Origin of the sequence: Brachyspira pilosicoli P43/6/78, from assembly GCF_000325665.1 — a bacterium.
Taxonomy (GTDB): Bacteria; Spirochaetota; Brachyspiria; order Brachyspirales; family Brachyspiraceae; genus Brachyspira; species Brachyspira pilosicoli.
This window is the reverse complement of the sequence record NC_019908.1, coordinates 1,437,239-1,453,013: the sequence shown is the minus strand read 5'-3', so window position 1 is coordinate 1,453,013 and position 15,775 is coordinate 1,437,239. Positions and strand designations below refer to the sequence as shown.

The window sequence follows — 15,775 nt, the reverse complement described above, 5'->3', positions numbered from 1 at the left end:
ACAAAAAATGAAAAAATTATTTTTTAGTTTTGCATTAGTTTCTATGTGTTTTTATTCATTGAATGGACAAACACTTGATACTAGCAAGCTCGATTTAAACTACTATCAGAAGTTTAAAGATAAGAATATGTCTTTAAACGTATACAACTGGGGCGAGTATATATCTGATGGTTCTGATGAATCTATGGATATTAACAAAGAGTTTGAAGAGCTTACAGGTATAAAAGTAAATTATTCAACTTTTGCTTCAAATGAAGAGCTTTATGTAAAATTAAAAGTTGGCGGCATTGCTTATGATATAATAATACCTTCAGATTATATGATAGCAAAATTGATAAAAGAAAATCTTATACAAAAGATAAATTTCAATAACATACCAGCTGCTAAAAATATAGACAGCAGATTTTATAAACAACTCTATGACCCAACAGGTGAATATTCTATAGCATATACTTGGGGGGTAAATGGAATAATATATAATACAAAAAAAGTAACAGAAGATATAGTAGATTGGAATATACTTTTTAATGATAAATATAAAGGTCAAATACTTATGTATTATAATCCAAGAGATGCTTTTGGAGTAGCACAGGCTTATTTAAACTATTCATTAAACACTACTAATGAAATGGAATTAAGAGAGACTGCAAGAATATTAAAAGAGCAAAAACCTTTAGTTCAGGCTTATGTAATGGACGAAATATATGATAAAATGGAGTCAGGTGAGGCTGCACTTGGTGTTTATTATGCTGGAGATTCTCTTTCTATGATAGACAATAATCCTGATTTAAAATTTGTTATACCAGAGAAGGGAGCTAATTTATTTGTAGATGCTATATGTATACCTTCAAATGCTCAAAATGTTGAGGCTGCTGAACTTTATATAAATTTCTTATGTGAGGCAGAGGTTGCTTTAGCTAATATAGAATATATAAATTATGGTTCTCCTAATAATGCTGCTATAAATATTATGAGCGATGAGGTAAAAAATAATCCTTTAATATATCCGCCTGCTGAGGTTCTTGACAATTGTGAAGTTTATATAACATTACCAGATGAAACAAACTTGCTTATGGAAGAGCTTTGGAATGAGATATTATCAGATGATTCAACTTACGGCGGTTGGGTTGTTCCTATATCTTTGATTGTAGTTGTAGCTTTATGCGTAGCTATAATAGTTTTGAGAAAGAAAAAGAGAAGAGAAAATTAATAATTATTTTGTAGATAAATAAAAGCATGTATTTTAATGTACATGCTTTTTTATTGCATTTTTTCTTTAGGTATATACTAAAAATTTTTTAGTTTGTCAAAAAAATTATTTTATTGTTTTTTTTGTGGTGGCTTTGCCCCCATACCCCCAGTTCTTTTACGACCGTAGGAAGTGCCTTCGGTATTGGTATAAAAGAACCAAAAGAACTGCATTTTTATATGTTACAATATAATTAGTAGATTGTATATTAACTATATAATTTGCACTTTTTGGTTCTTTGACGAAGTCCGCACCGCGAAGGCGGGAAAAAGAACAATATAAAATTGGTAAACTTAAAATATTTCAGTATATTTTTATAAAAAATAAAAGCATGTATTTTTATGTACATGCTTTTTTATTATCTTTTATATTTATAAATAAATTACATTATGCCCATCTTCTTTCTTTGCGATAATTTAAATCCATAAGCATCATGACCTGGATAAAGTAACGTATCATCTGGGAGTTTATATATTATATTTGTTATGCTGTTTTCAAGTTCTGCATAATTTCCTGTAGCTAAATCGTATCTTCCTATTCCATATGCAAATATAGTATCTCCGCAAAATAAATGACCTTCTGTATAATAGCAAACTCCTCCTCTTGTGTGTCCTGGAGTATGTATTACCTTAAACTCTTTGTCTTTTAATTTGAAAGTATCCCCATCATTAAACTTTATTTCTGGGCTTTGGCATTTAATTCCGCTTCCAAAATATCCGCTTGCATTTAAATCAGCATCTTGAAAGAAGTCATAATCATCTTTATGTACACCATGCTTTGTATCTTTATAAATACCTCTTATATCATCAGCACCAGACATATGGTCAAAGTGCCCATGTGTAAATAATACATTAACAAGTTTTTTACCGTCTAAAAGCTTTTTATAATCATCATATCCAAATGATAATTTTGCAATATCTATTATAATAGCTTCATCTTCTACAGAAACTATATAAGAGTTCATTCCATACATATTAGTGTTAATACAGCTTACTTTTAATTCACTCATTAGTTTTTATCTCCGTAATTTTTATTTAGATTTATAATCAGTTAAATATATATCTATATTATCAAACATTCCAGTAATAGAATTATATTTTATTATTTTTCTTGAATCATCATTTTCTTCTATATATGCTCCCATTTTTGGAAGGAATATAGAAAAAGGTATGCCTTCAATTTTTACTTCCATCTCATAAGCATTTTTTTGATTATTATTAACGTCTATTTTTTTTATTCCATTATATACAACATAGGCTCTAATTTTACTGTCTGGGCTTGATGTTGGCATGATAATACTCATTTGATTTGTAGAACCTATTGGATAAGCCCTTGCAATTTGATATATTCCATACATAGAAAATATTGCTAAGCTTCCGGAATTGTTTGTATAATTTATTTTATTTCTTATATCAAATGTATATTCAGTATTTCCAAACTCATAATAATCTATGTTTTTGGCATATACTGTACGCATATTTTTTAAATCTATTGTGGAGTATGTTTCTGATTTTCTTACATTAGTTAAGAAACTTTCTTTTAGTTTAAAAGGGTCTTTTAATTTATTTGTTACATTTCCTCTAATGTATGTTTCTTTTATATTCCAGTAGTTTTTATCAATAGAAGTTTCTGTGTATATAATTATTGCTTTATCTTTTTTTGAAGATATTCCTTTGTAAGTAAAATATTCATTTTTAGGTAAATTTTTTATATTTGTATATGAGTAATATTGTGCATTTAGAATATTAAATGTAAATACTATAAAAATAATTATTAATTTTTTCATTGCTATATAATAAACTTAATAGTACAAATTTCAATATATAAAAGAGAAAAATATATTATTTACCGCACGCAGAGAGTATTTATATATATAAGTTGATTAATAATGATAATTTTTTTTATAAGTATAAATGCATTTACCGTGCGTTAATAGAGATTCAAATAATAATAAAAGCTTGGGTTGGTTTTGCATTTTTAGTGAAATAATAAAGAAAAAGTTAGTTTGTTGTTAAAAAACGAAGCAAAAAATATATAGGGCGGGGTATGTAAATAAAAATTATTATATTTAATTGACATAGGGTAAAAAAGCACTATACTTATATATGGGCAAAATATTTATGCTTATATAAGTTCATAATACGGCTGAACGTTTCTACCAATTACCTAAATAATTGACTATAAGTTTTGTGCCTTATTTTAATTAAAGGGGTGATTTATATGTCAAGTCTATTTATAAAAAATGCTTCTTCAATAGTTACATGTGATAATAATGATAGAGTTCATAATAATAGTAATATTTTAATAGAAAATGGAGTTATAACCTATATTGGCAAAGAAGAAAAAAATGCTGATAGAGTAATTGATGCTTCAGGCTGTTTTGTATATCCTGGACTCATTAACACTCATCATCATTTATTTCAAATATTTACAAGAAACCTTCCTCAAGTACAGAATATGGAATTATTTGAATGGCTTACTAATCTCTATGAAATATGGAAGAATTTAAATCATGATGTTGTTTATTATAGTTCTATGACTGCAATGGGAGAATTATTAAAAACAGGCTGTACTACTTGCTTTGACCATCATTATTTGTTTCCGCAAAAAAACTCAGAAATGTTGTTGGATTCTCAATTTAGAGCAGCTAAAGATTTAGGGATAAGAATGTACGCTTCAAGGGGAAGTATGGATTTAAGCAAAAAAGACGGCGGACTTCCTCCAGATTCTGTTGTTCAGTCATTAGACGAAATTTTAAAAGATTGTGAGAGAGTGGTAAAAAAATATCATGACCCTTCAAAATATTCTATGAGTATGGTTGCATTGGCTCCTTGTGCTCCTTTTAATGTAACGGGTGAATTAATGAAACAATCTGCAGTTTTGGCAAGAGATTTAAAAGTAAGACTTCATACACATCTATGCGAAACTAAAGATGAAGAAGTATTTGTAAGAGAAAAGTTTAATATGCGTCCTTTAGAATATATGGAAACATTGGGCTGGGTTGGTGAAGATGTATGGTATGCACATGGCATTCACTTTAATGATGAAGAGCTAAAATATTTGGCTGATACAAAAACAGGAGTAGCACACTGCCCTATATCAAACATGAAGTTAAGTTCTGGAGTTTGCAAAATACCTGAAATGCTTAAGCTAGGCGTGCCTGTTGGACTTGCTGTTGATGGAAGTGCTAGTAATGACGGTTCTAGTTTGCTTGAAGAGATGAGGGTTTGTTATTTGCTTCATAGGCTTAATTCAAGTGATAAAGCTCCTAGTGCTTATGATATATTAAAAATTGCTACTAATGGAGGAGCTAAAGTTTTAGGACGTGATGATATAGGAAGTTTGGAAGTTGGTAAGGCTGCTGATTTATTTATGATAGATATGAGAAGATTAGAAATGGTTGGTGCTAACTTTGATGCTAAATCTTTATTTGGTACTATAGGCTGGAAAGGAAGTGTGGATTATACTATAGTTAATGGAAAAGTTGTTGTTGAAAAAGGCAAAATTGTTACTATAGATGAAGAGAAAATATACAGACTTGCTGATGAAACAGAAAACAAGTATTTATCAAAAGTATAAATTAATTTTTGTTTAATAAAATAGATAGTATATATAATATTATTTTTAATTTTAAAATAATTGTATATAAAAAATTATTATTTAAAAAATAAATTAAAAATATAATTATTATCAAAAAATCTTGACAATGCTTAAAGCCTTACTATACTTGAATACATATGATAATTTTATATTAAGGAGACATACAAGCTATGGAAATTTTTAATTACATGGAAAAATATAATTATGAAGAGCTAGTATTTTTCAATGATAGTAAAACAGGTCTTAAAGCTATTACATGTATTCACTCTACAAAATTAGGTCCTTCTTTAGGAGGTACTAGACTTTGGAATTATAAATCAGAGAGTGAAGCTATAGAAGATGTTTTAAGACTTGCAAGAGGTATGTCTTTAAAATCGGCATGTGCTGGTCTTGATTTGGGAGGCGGTAAAACAGTAATAATAGCAGACCCTAAAAAGGTTAAAGGCAATGAACTTTTCTGGAGGTCATACGGAAGATTTATTGAATCTTTAAACGGAAGATATATTACTGCTGAAGATGTAAACACAAGCACAGAAGAGATGGAATATGTTGCTAAAGAGACTAGTTTTGTTGCAGGGCTTAGAAGTAAATCAGGAGACCCTTCACCTATGACAGCTTATGGTGTTTATATGGCTATGAAGGCTAGTGCTTTTAAGGCATTTGGAAGCTATAATTTGGGTGGTAAAAAAATATCTGTTCAGGGACTTGGACATGTGGGTTTAGTTTTATGTGATTATTTGGCTAAGGATAATGCTGAGTTAGTAGTATCTGATATTGACAGCGATAAAGTAAAAAAAGTTGTTGAACTTTATAAGGCTAAAGAAGTTAATGTTAATGCTATATATGAACAAGATGTTGATATATTTGCTCCTTGCGGACTTGGTGCTATTATTAATGATGAAACTATACCAAAATTAAAATGTAAGGTTATAGCTGGTTCTGCTAATAATGTTCTTAAAGAATCTCATCATGGAAAGATTTTAAAAGAAAAAGGAATAGTATATGCTCCTGACTATGTAGCAAATGCAGGAGGAGTTATAAACGTAGCTATGGAAAATCCTGTTTATAATTATGAAGCAGCAAAAAGTGCTACAGAGAAAATTTATGATAGAATACTAGAGATTTTTGAAATATCAGACAGAGAAAATATTTCTACTAATGAAGCAGCAGATAAATTAGCTATACAAAGAATAGAATCAATAGGCGAAATACATTCAAGGTACATAAGAAAGTAGTGTATACAATTATATTTTGCAATATAAGGTTGTTTTATACAAATACCGAAATGGTAGATATTTTTTAAAATAATTTGGTGCGTTGTGAAACAGGCACAGCGGTTGAGTAAATCTACCGCAAATAAAAAAATTGAAAAAGTCTTGACTAATTAAAAAATTTTATCATATAAAAAAGCGGGCTTAGAAAATAAGTCCGCTTTATTTTTTTTCTTTATTGTTTTATATTTTTATTTTTTTATTAATGGGTAGCCCATTTTCTCTCTTGATTCTATATAGGCAGCGGATACTTTTTTCATTAAATCTCTTACTCTTGCAATATATCCAGCTCTCTCTGTTACACTTATTGCATTTCTTGCATCAAGCATATTAAATACATGCGAGCTTTTCATTACCATATCATAAGCAGGAAGTACGCATCCATTAGCCAAACATCTATCGCATTCCTCTTCATATTCTTTGAAGTGTCTGAAGTACATATCAGTGTCAGCTATTTCAAAATTATATTTAGAAAACTCTTTTTCTCCCTGTAAATGTACATCACCGTATTTTATTCCATGTCCCCATTCCAAATCATACACATTATCAACATTCTGTAAATACATACATATTCTTTCAAGACCATAAGTTATTTCACCTGTTATAGGTTTTAAGTTTATTCCTCCAACAGCTTGGAAATATGTAAACTGTGTTATTTCCATACCGTCAAGCCAAACTTCCCAACCAAGTCCCCAAGCTCCGAGGGTAGGTGATTCCCAGTCATCATGAACAAAACGTATATCATGGTCTTTAAAGCTTATTCCTAATGCTTCCAAGCTTTGTATGTATAAATCTTGTATATTTTCTGGAGACGGCTTCATTATTACTTGATACTGATAATAATGCTGAAGTCTGTTTGGATTTTCTCCATATCTTCCGTCTGTTGGTCTTCTTGATGGTTCTACATAGGCAACGCTGAAAGGTTCTGGTCCTAATGCTCTTAATGCAGTTGCTGGGTTAAATGTTCCTGCTCCTACTTCTAGGTCATAGCCTTGCTGTATTATGCATCCATTTTCACTCCAGAATTTATTTAAAGTCATTATTAAATCACTGAATGTCATTTTTGAGTTTTCTCCGATAATATTATATTTTTATATGTATTATATAATATATGCAATTTAATTGCTATAAATTTATTAAAAAATCATATTATTTTATATACTTTTTTATATTTAATATTAAAATTTACTCTATTTATTGTACTCTATTTATTGTATTATGATATTGCTATTGACTTTATTATATAGTTATAGTACAATATTATCAAAAATTTTTAAGGTTTAGGAGAAGTAAATGACTAAAGATACAAAAGCAAAAAGCGGAAATTCTGTACTAGATGACTTAATATCAAAAGCGAAAAAAGCACAAGAAATATATTCTACTTTTTCTCAAGAACAAGTAGATGCCATATTTAAAGCATGTGCTATTGCTATTAACAGCAGAAGAATACCTTTAGCAAAGATGGCTGTAGAAGAAACAGGTATGGGAGTAGTAGAAGATAAAGTAATAAAAAATCACTTTGCTTCTGAATATATTTATAACAAGTTTAAAGATATGAAGACATGCGGAATCATAAGTGAAGATACTGCTATGGGAATGAAAAAAATAGCAGAACCTGTTGGTATAATAGCTGGTGTTGTACCTACTACAAACCCAACATCAACTGCTGCATTCAAAGCATTAATAGCTTTAAAAACAAGAAATGCAATAGTATTTTCTCCGCATCCAAGAGCTAAGAAATGTACTCTTGAAGTTTGTAATATTATTAACAAAGTAGCTGTTGAGCATGGGGCACCTGATGGACTTGTTGGCTGTATTGAAGAGCCTACAGTTGAGCTTTCTGCTGCTTTAATGAGTCATCCTCAAATTGATTTAATACTTGCTACTGGAGGACCTGGAATGGTTAAGGCTGCTTATTCTAGCGGTAAACCTGCTTTAGGTGTTGGTGCTGGTAATACTCCTGCTATAATAGATGAAACTGCTGATATAAAAATGGCTGTTAATTCTGTTATAATGAGTAAAACTTTTGACAATGGTATGATATGTGCTAGTGAACAGACTGTTGTTGTTGTAAAAAGTGTTTATGAGGAAGTAAAAAAAGAATTCCTATACAGAGGAGCTTATCTTTTAAATAAAGATGAAAAAGCTAAACTTAGTAAAGTAATGATTATAGACGGTGCTTTGAATGCTAAGATAGTAGGTCAGCCTGCTTATGTGATAGCTAAAATGGCTGGAATTACTGTTCCAGAAGAGACAAAAATACTTATAGGTGAAGCTTCTTCTATAAGCAAAGATGAAGCATTCTCTTACGAAAAATTATCACCTGTACTTGGTATGTATAAGGCTGATAATTATGATGATGCTGTTGAGAAAGCTCATAGTTTAATAGTATTTGGAGGACTTGGACACACTTCTGTACTTTATACAGATGAAGATAATCAAAAAGAAAGAATTAAAAAATTCTACGAAAAAATGCCTACAGGAAGAATACTTATAAATATGCCGTCTTCTCAAGGTGCTATAGGAGATGTATATAACTTTAGATTAGAACCATCTTTGACATTAGGCTGCGGAAGCTGGGGCAACAACTCTACAAGTGAAAACGTTGGTCCTAAACATCTTTTAAATATTAAATCTGTAGCTTCAAGGAGAGAAAATATGTTATGGTATAGAGTACCAGAAAAGATATATTTAAAAAGAGGTTCATTAGATGTTGCTTTAAGAGAATATGCTAACAAAAAAAGAGCATTAATCATCACAGACGGACCGCTTTTCAAATTAGGTGTAACTGACAATGTTACTAAAGTATTAGATGATATAGGAGTAAAATATACTATATTCTCTGATGTTAAGCCTGACCCTACAATTAGTACTGTTAGAGATATAGTAAAAACGGCTAATGTATTTGAACCTGATGTTATTATAGCATTAGGAGGCGGTTCTCCAATAGATGCTGGTAAGATTGCTTGGCTTCTTTATGAAAACCCTGAAGTAAAATTCGAAGACATTGCTATGGTATTTATGGATATAAGAAAGAGAATATGTGATGCTGGTGAATTAGGTAAAAAGGCTCAGTTTGTTGCTATACCTACTACTTCTGGTACTGGTTCTGAAACTACTCCTTTTGCTGTTATTACTGATGATGCTACACATATTAAATATCCTATTACAGATTATGCTTTAACTCCTGATATGGCTATACTTGATGCTAATTTGGTTATGAGTATGCCAAAAGGTTTATGTGCTGCAAGCGGTATAGACTCTTTAACTCATGCTCTTGAGGCTTATGCTTCTATATGTTCTACTGAGTTTTCTAATTCTAATGCTGAAAAAGCTATTAAATTAATATTTAAATATTTGCCTGCTTCATATAAAGAAGGTGCTGAAAACCCTGTAGCTCGTGAACAAATGCATTATGCTGCTTCACTTGCTGGTATGGCTTTTGCTAATGCTTTCTTGGGTATTTGTCACTCATTGGCTCATAAACTTGGTGCTGCTTTCAATATTCCTCATGGTATTGCTAATGCTCTTTTAATATGTCAGGTTGTTAAATATAATTCTAATGAAAAACCTACTAAACAAGGTTTATTCCCTCAATATAAATATCCTCATGCTAGAGAGAGATATTCATTTATTGCTGATATGCTTGGTCTTGGCGGCAAAAATGATAATGAAAAAGTAGCTAATTTAATTAAGGCTATCAATGGTCTTAAGAAAGATTTGGATATACCTTTGTCTATTAAAGATTATGGTGTAGCTGAAAAAGACTTTATGGCTAAACTTGATGATATAGTAGAACAGGCATTTAATGATCAATGTACTGGTGCTAATCCGGTTTATCCTCTTATGAAAGAATTAAAACAAATTTATTTAGATGCTTATAATGGTGTTTATTAATAAAATTTTTCTTTTATAATTTTTTATGGGTGAGAAGCTTTATATTAGTTTCTTGCCCATTTTTTATTTTATAATTGACAATATTAATTTTTATACTATAATTTTCAAAAGTTTTATTCTGAAATATAAAAAATATTTTTTATCATAGAAATTATTAAATGAAATTATAATTTTTTACATACTTTATTATTTTTTTGGGATTAAAAATGAAAAATAAAAATCTATTTTTTAAAATATATATAGCATTTGTTGTTATATTTGCTGTTTCAATAATTGTATTATCTTTTTTAGGAAATAAAGAGCGAATAGGTTATTTATCGGAGTTTAAAATAAATATCACTGAAACTTTAGAATTAAATAATCTAAATATAGAAGAAATTAATCAACTATTTACTGTAAACAATAATTTAGATGAAGCTGCTATTACTAATTATGTTTTAACTAATAATTCTATAATGAATTATAGCTATAATTTTAGAATAAAATATTATGATAAGGTATTTAGAAATAGTGATATTTATGATGTTTATCCAGACATAAATAAAATTTCAGAAAATAATAATTATATAAAAAAAATAGGAATGATTAGAAATGGAAGCCCTTTTGGCAATCTAGTTTCAAGTAGGATTATAGATGATAATGAAGATAGTTATGATATTTCTTATACTTTATCTTTAAAAATAGAGTACATAATATTTTTATTTTTTATGATAATATTTCTTATCATTTTCAAATATAAGAGTGATAGTGCTTTTTTTGATAAAAATATTAATATAAAATTAAGTACAATGATGATTATGGGATATTTATATTTAATACTTCCATATATGATATTTGTTGTTACATGGACAAAATATTTTGTATCTATACCAATTACCATTTCTATGATTATACTTTTGTATGTATTAATAAAAGATTCTATTAATAATTATAATAATATATTGAAAATAAATATTTATACATTATGTGCTATTATTTTTATATCTATTTTATTTATATTGATTACAGGTGTAGGAGAAGTTTTTGACCAATCTTATGATGCTTTATCTGGAAGAAATGCTGTTTTTAGAGATTTAGTAAATTTTTCTTGGCCTTTAATTTATTCAGAAAATGGATTTGGATTTGTTTTCTATTTTGCTCATTGGGTAATACCAGCTTTATGTGGTAAATTATTTGGTTTTTCTTTTGCAAAAGTTATGCTAGTTTTATGGAGTTCTTTTGGTATATTAATATTTTTTATTCTAACAATGATGCATATAAAAAACAAAAATAATATTTTTATTATTATTTCATTATTTATATTTATCATATTTTGCCCAATAGATTTCCATTGGTTTTTTAGTTTTAAAACTGCATATAACTCAAATATTCAGAATATATATTGGTTATTTAATCAATCAATAGGAATTTGGGTGATGTCTTCTTTATTTTTACATCAGAAAAAATCAACTAATTTTGCATTTTTAGGTCTATCTATTGTATTTTATTCACCTTATGCAATTATAGGAATATTACCATATATGATTGTGAAAGTTATTTTAGATGTAAAAAATAATAAATTATCAGAAATAAAAAATATCTTTAGTGTTAGTAACATATTATCATCTATATCTATATTTCCATTAATGTATCTTTATTTGTCATCTACAAGTACAGTTAATGATGGATTTACTATACTGATACAACAAAATATTTTAAGATTACTTATAAGCTATATGTTAAATTTTGGTATATTAATGTTATTGCTATTTAAAGATAATAAAAATAATTATATCTTCTATACAACAATATTTGTATTTATTTTTGTTTCAATGATACAATATTCATTAGATCATAATTTTCACAGAACTAATACAACAGCTTTTTTCTTTTTATATGTATTTGTAATAAAATACTTTAATGATAATTTAAATGTACAATCTTTTAAGAAATATGTTATGATGTTTATTATTATTTATTCTTCTACTGGAGTATTATCATATATAGATTTTCAATTAATGAGTTTTATTAATAGAGGATTAAAGCCTACTAAAAATATTGGAAATACTACTTATAATGTTAAAGAAAATAGTTGGGTTTTGAGAACAATAACTTGTCAAGATATGGACAATTCTATATTTTTTAAATATATTGCAAAGGATAAAAAATAATGAAAGTATCAGCAATAATACCATGTTATAATGAAGAGCTTACTATTAAACAAGTAATAGAAGATATAAAAAAATATTCTCCTGAATGTGAAGTATATGTATTTGATAATAATTCTACAGATAATTCATACAATATTGCAAAAGAAGCGGGTGCCATAGTAAAAAAAGTTATGTATCAAGGCAAAGGAGAAGTTGTTAGGCAAGCTTTTTCTATTGTTGATAGCGACATTTATATATTAATAGATGGTGACAATGAATGCGATGCTTCTGCTATACCAAGACTTGTAGATTATTTGGTTAACAATGATTTGGATATGGTTACAGTTGTACGTAAAGCTGGTAAATACAGAAAGGGGCATTCTTTTGGAAATAAAATGCTTACTGGTTTTGCTAAGTTTTTATTTGGCAATAATGTTAATGATATATTAAGTGGTTATAGAGTTTTTTCACGCAAATTTGTAAAGACATTTCCTGCAACTTCAAGAGGTTTTGAAATAGAAGCAGAACTTACTATATTTGCTATGCAGATGCGTATGCAAATAGGAGAAATGGATGCAGAATATAAAAGCAGACCGGAAGGTTCTTTCTCTAAACTTAATACTTTTAGAGATGGGTTTAGAATATTATTTCTTATGATATATTTGCTTATGACAGAAAAACCTATAATATTTTGGTGGATAATAGCTTTATTTTTTGCTTTATTTGGTTTTTATTATGGCATACCTGTTATATTGTCATTTATAAAAGAAGGCTTTGTTCCTATTGCCACATCAGTGCTAGCTACAGGTTTTATACTTCTCTCTGGAATATGCATTATAACTGGGCTTATAATGAATGCTATAGGAAGAGCTATAGCTGAAAATAGAAGATTTAAATATAATTCTTTTAATTAATTATATTATTACATTCATAATTATTTTTTAACTTGAAATTTATATATTATGTTATATGATATATACAATTATAATTTATAAGGAGTTAATAATATGTCTTTAATAGATGATATAGTAGCTAGAGAGATATTAGATTCAAGAGGAAACCCTACAGTTGAAGTTGATGTTTATTTAGACAGCGGCGTTATGGGAAGAGCTGCAGTTCCATCTGGAGCTTCTACTGGAGAACATGAGGCTGTAGAATTAAGAGACGGTGATAAATCTAGATATTTAGGTAAAGGTGTTCAAAAAGCAGTTGAGAATGTTAATGAAATTATTTGTAATGAATTAATTGATATGGACGCTTTAGATCAAGTTGAAATAGACAGAACTATGATAGAACTTGATGGTACAGAAAATAAAGGTAAATTAGGTGCTAATGCTATACTTGGTGTATCACTTGCTGTTGCTAAAGCTGCTGCAGAAGAATTAGGTATGCCTTTATATAGATATATTGGCGGTACTAATGCTAAAACTTTACCAGTACCTATGGCTAATATTTTGAATGGCGGTGCTCACTCATCAGCTCCAATTGACTTCCAAGAATATATGGTTATGCCAGTTGGTGCTCCTACTTTCAAAGAAGGAATACGTTATGTAGCTGAAGTATTCCATAACTTAAAAGCTATATTACATGACAGAGGATTAAGCACTACTGTTGGTGATGAAGGTGGTTTTGCTCCAACTCTTAAAGATAATGAAGAGCCTCTTCAAGTAATTATGCAGGCTATAGAAAAAGCTGGATATAAACCTGGTGATGATATAATGATTGCTATGGACCCTGCTTCTAGCGAATTCTATGATAAAAACAAAAAGAAATATGTATTTAAGAAATCTGATAAAAGAGAACTTTCTTCTGCTGAGATGGTTGATTTTTATGCTGATTTATGCAGCAAATATCCTATTATCTCTATAGAAGATGGTGTTGCTGAAGATGACTGGGAAGGTTGGAAAATCTTAACAGACAAATTAGGTAAAAAAGTTCAATTAGTAGGTGATGACTTGTTTGTTACTAATGTAAAAAGACTTCAAATGGGATTAGATAAAGGCGTTGCTAACTCTATTCTTATTAAAGTTAATCAAATAGGTTCTTTAACTGAAACATTAGATTCTATTGAACTTGCTAAAACTCATAATTATACTGCAGTAGTTTCTCACCGCTCTGGTGAAACAGAAGATACTACTATTGCTGATATAGTTGTAGCTACTAATGCAGGTCAAATTAAAACTGGTTCTGCTTCTAGAAGTGATAGGATTGCTAAATACAATCAATTATTAAGAATAGAAGAAGAATTAGGAGACAGAGCTATTTATTTAGGTAAAAAAGCTTTTTATAATTTAAGTCTATAATTTTGTCTATATAAAAATTAAGCTTACAATAGGAGATATTTCTTATTGTAAGCTTTTTTATTTTAAAAATATATTTTTAATTGTTATAGAAATATCATTTTTCTAGTATTTATTATCAGTATGTAAATATATAAAAAAATAATTAAAAAACAAATATTTTTTAGTTTTTTCTATAAAAAATATTTTATTTTTATTGACAAGCATAATATTTTTTATATGCTGATTTTATGGAGATTTAAGTTTATATATTCGTATAGGGGGTATATTATGACAATTGTTAATGATGAAAAATACATTGTGTGGAAAGATACTTTTAATACTGGATATAAAAGAATTGATGAACAGCATGAAAAATTTGTTGGTATGCTTAATAGACTTTATGATATTAATGCTGATAAGGATTTAAGTAATCCTAAAATTAGGCAAGAGTTTAATTCTGTGTTGAAAGATACTATAGATTATATGGTTTATCATTTTAGGACAGAAGAAGATATTATGAAAGCAATTAATTATAAAAATATTGCTAAACATTCATCAAAACATAGAGACTTCTCAAATAAAATATTTGATGAGGTAAAAAATTATACTGCTAATAATTACATAGATATAGTAAGTTTAATAACATATTTAAGAAATTGGTTATTTAATCATATTTTAATAGAAGATAAAGCGTTTGTATATGAACTTAAGGCAATTTTAAAAAAAACAGATAATTAATATAAAAAATATCCGAATAAAGAAATAGATGTTTAATATTTTGTTTAATTTATTATATACAAAAAATTAAAATTTTGGTTATATTTAAATTAGAATAATAAAAAGGATATTTGGTATATGGAAGATAATGTTCAAGAAATAAAATGGGAAAGTAGGTTTAATACTGGATATAAAAGAGTAGATGACCAGCATAAAGAACTAGTTAATATATTAAATAAGTTATATATATTAGTTATGAATAAAGACATATCGAAAGATGATGTAGCAGAAGAATTAAATAACATTATTAAAGATACTGTTGATTACGTTGCTTATCACTTTTCTACAGAAGAGGCTATAATGAAAGCTATAGATTATAGCGGATTTAAATCTCATGTAGTTAAACATAGGAATTTTACTAATAAAGTTTTAGAAGAAGTAAATAATTATAAGATTGGCAAAGAAATAGATATAAAGGGATTCACTATGTTTTTGAGGGATTGGCTGTTTAATCATATTGTAGTTGAAGATAAAGTTTTTATTAATGAAGTAAAATCTACTTTAGAAAAAATGGCTAGAGAAGAATATAATAGCTAATTATTGACAAAAACTCCCAATAATATATATTCT

12 protein-coding genes and 1 riboswitch are annotated in these 15,775 nt (G+C 28.1%); of the genes, 9 read left to right on the top strand and 3 right to left on the bottom strand.

What is annotated here, in order from left to right; genetic code table 11:
• Positions 1–7: 7 nt before the first annotated feature.
• Entirely contained in the window at positions 8–1,210 is a 1,203-nt protein-coding gene (locus BPP43_RS06445; RefSeq protein ID WP_015274508.1) for an ABC transporter substrate-binding protein, read from the top strand.
• A 421-nt stretch (positions 1,211–1,631) separates the two neighbouring features.
• On the opposite strand, the gene BPP43_RS06440 is transcribed toward BPP43_RS06445, so the two are convergent.
• A complete protein-coding gene (locus tag BPP43_RS06440) occupies positions 1,632–2,258 on the bottom strand; it encodes an MBL fold metallo-hydrolase (protein WP_015274507.1) in 627 nt (208 codons plus the stop codon).
• 21 nt (positions 2,259–2,279) lie between these two features.
• A complete protein-coding gene (locus tag BPP43_RS06435; protein WP_013244597.1) occupies positions 2,280–3,035 on the bottom strand; it encodes a hypothetical protein in 756 nt (251 codons plus the stop codon).
• 318 nt (positions 3,036–3,353) lie between these two features.
• Positions 3,354–3,450: riboswitch (purine riboswitch) on the top strand.
• A gap of 19 nt (positions 3,451–3,469) precedes the next feature.
• Between BPP43_RS06435 and BPP43_RS06430 the strand changes: the two genes are divergently transcribed.
• Entirely contained in the window at positions 3,470–4,828 is a 1,359-nt protein-coding gene (locus BPP43_RS06430; protein ID WP_015274506.1) for an 8-oxoguanine deaminase, read from the top strand.
• Positions 4,829–5,019: 191 nt separating this feature from the next.
• Complete coding sequence (locus BPP43_RS06425; RefSeq protein WP_015274505.1) at positions 5,020–6,084, top strand: Leu/Phe/Val dehydrogenase; 1,065 nt, start codon at positions 5,020–5,022, stop codon at positions 6,082–6,084.
• A gap of 227 nt (positions 6,085–6,311) precedes the next feature.
• Here the strand turns inward: BPP43_RS06425 and BPP43_RS06420 are convergent, their stop codons facing one another.
• Entirely contained in the window at positions 6,312–7,181 is an 870-nt protein-coding gene (locus tag BPP43_RS06420; RefSeq protein WP_013244600.1) for a glycine--tRNA ligase subunit alpha, read from the bottom strand.
• A gap of 232 nt (positions 7,182–7,413) precedes the next feature.
• On the opposite strand from BPP43_RS06420, the gene adhE reads away from it, so the two are divergent.
• The 6 genes from adhE to BPP43_RS06390 all read left to right on the top strand — a co-directional run bounded on the left by adhE (position 7,414) and on the right by BPP43_RS06390 (position 15,742).
• A complete protein-coding gene (gene adhE / locus BPP43_RS06415) occupies positions 7,414–10,017 on the top strand; it encodes a bifunctional acetaldehyde-CoA/alcohol dehydrogenase (RefSeq protein WP_015274504.1) in 2,604 nt (867 codons plus the stop codon).
• A gap of 206 nt (positions 10,018–10,223) precedes the next feature.
• Entirely contained in the window at positions 10,224–12,167 is a 1,944-nt protein-coding gene (locus tag BPP43_RS06410; protein ID WP_015274503.1) for a hypothetical protein, read from the top strand.
• Positions 12,167–13,060, top strand: a complete 894-nt coding sequence (locus BPP43_RS06405; RefSeq protein WP_013244603.1) for a glycosyltransferase family 2 protein — start codon at positions 12,167–12,169, stop codon at positions 13,058–13,060. Before BPP43_RS06410 ends, BPP43_RS06405 begins: the two co-directional genes overlap by 1 nt.
• 93 nt (positions 13,061–13,153) lie before the next feature.
• Positions 13,154–14,449: a phosphopyruvate hydratase gene (gene eno / locus BPP43_RS06400; protein ID WP_013244604.1), complete on the top strand. Its 1,296-nt coding sequence runs from the start codon at positions 13,154–13,156 to the stop codon at positions 14,447–14,449.
• Between the two features lie 267 nt (positions 14,450–14,716).
• Entirely contained in the window at positions 14,717–15,166 is a 450-nt protein-coding gene (locus BPP43_RS06395) for a bacteriohemerythrin (protein WP_013244605.1), read from the top strand.
• Positions 15,167–15,283: 117 nt separating this feature from the next.
• The gene (locus tag BPP43_RS06390) at positions 15,284–15,742 is read left to right on the top strand and encodes a bacteriohemerythrin (protein ID WP_013244606.1); all 459 of its coding nucleotides are present in this window, start codon (positions 15,284–15,286) and stop codon (positions 15,740–15,742) included.
• Positions 15,743–15,775 lie beyond the last annotated feature (33 nt).

What these genes read in the sequence shown, in the direction of transcription:
- BPP43_RS06430 (WP_015274506.1), top strand. Translation starts at nt 3,470, where the DNA reads ATGTCAAGTCTATTTATAAAAAATGCTTCTTCAATAGTTACATGTGAT.
- BPP43_RS06435 (WP_013244597.1), bottom strand. Translation starts at nt 3,035, where the DNA reads ATGAAAAAATTAATAATTATTTTTATAGTATTTACATTTAATATTCTA.
- adhE (WP_015274504.1), top strand. Translation starts at nt 7,414, where the DNA reads ATGACTAAAGATACAAAAGCAAAAAGCGGAAATTCTGTACTAGATGAC.
- BPP43_RS06445 (WP_015274508.1), top strand. Translation starts at nt 8, where the DNA reads ATGAAAAAATTATTTTTTAGTTTTGCATTAGTTTCTATGTGTTTTTAT.
- BPP43_RS06440 (WP_015274507.1), bottom strand. Translation starts at nt 2,258, where the DNA reads ATGAGTGAATTAAAAGTAAGCTGTATTAACACTAATATGTATGGAATG.
- BPP43_RS06410 (WP_015274503.1), top strand. Translation starts at nt 10,224, where the DNA reads ATGAAAAATAAAAATCTATTTTTTAAAATATATATAGCATTTGTTGTT.
- BPP43_RS06425 (WP_015274505.1), top strand. Translation starts at nt 5,020, where the DNA reads ATGGAAATTTTTAATTACATGGAAAAATATAATTATGAAGAGCTAGTA.
- BPP43_RS06420 (WP_013244600.1), bottom strand. Translation starts at nt 7,181, where the DNA reads ATGACATTCAGTGATTTAATAATGACTTTAAATAAATTCTGGAGTGAA.
- eno (WP_013244604.1), top strand. Translation starts at nt 13,154, where the DNA reads ATGTCTTTAATAGATGATATAGTAGCTAGAGAGATATTAGATTCAAGA.
- BPP43_RS06390 (WP_013244606.1), top strand. Translation starts at nt 15,284, where the DNA reads ATGGAAGATAATGTTCAAGAAATAAAATGGGAAAGTAGGTTTAATACT.
- BPP43_RS06405 (WP_013244603.1), top strand. Translation starts at nt 12,167, where the DNA reads ATGAAAGTATCAGCAATAATACCATGTTATAATGAAGAGCTTACTATT.
- BPP43_RS06395 (WP_013244605.1), top strand. Translation starts at nt 14,717, where the DNA reads ATGACAATTGTTAATGATGAAAAATACATTGTGTGGAAAGATACTTTT.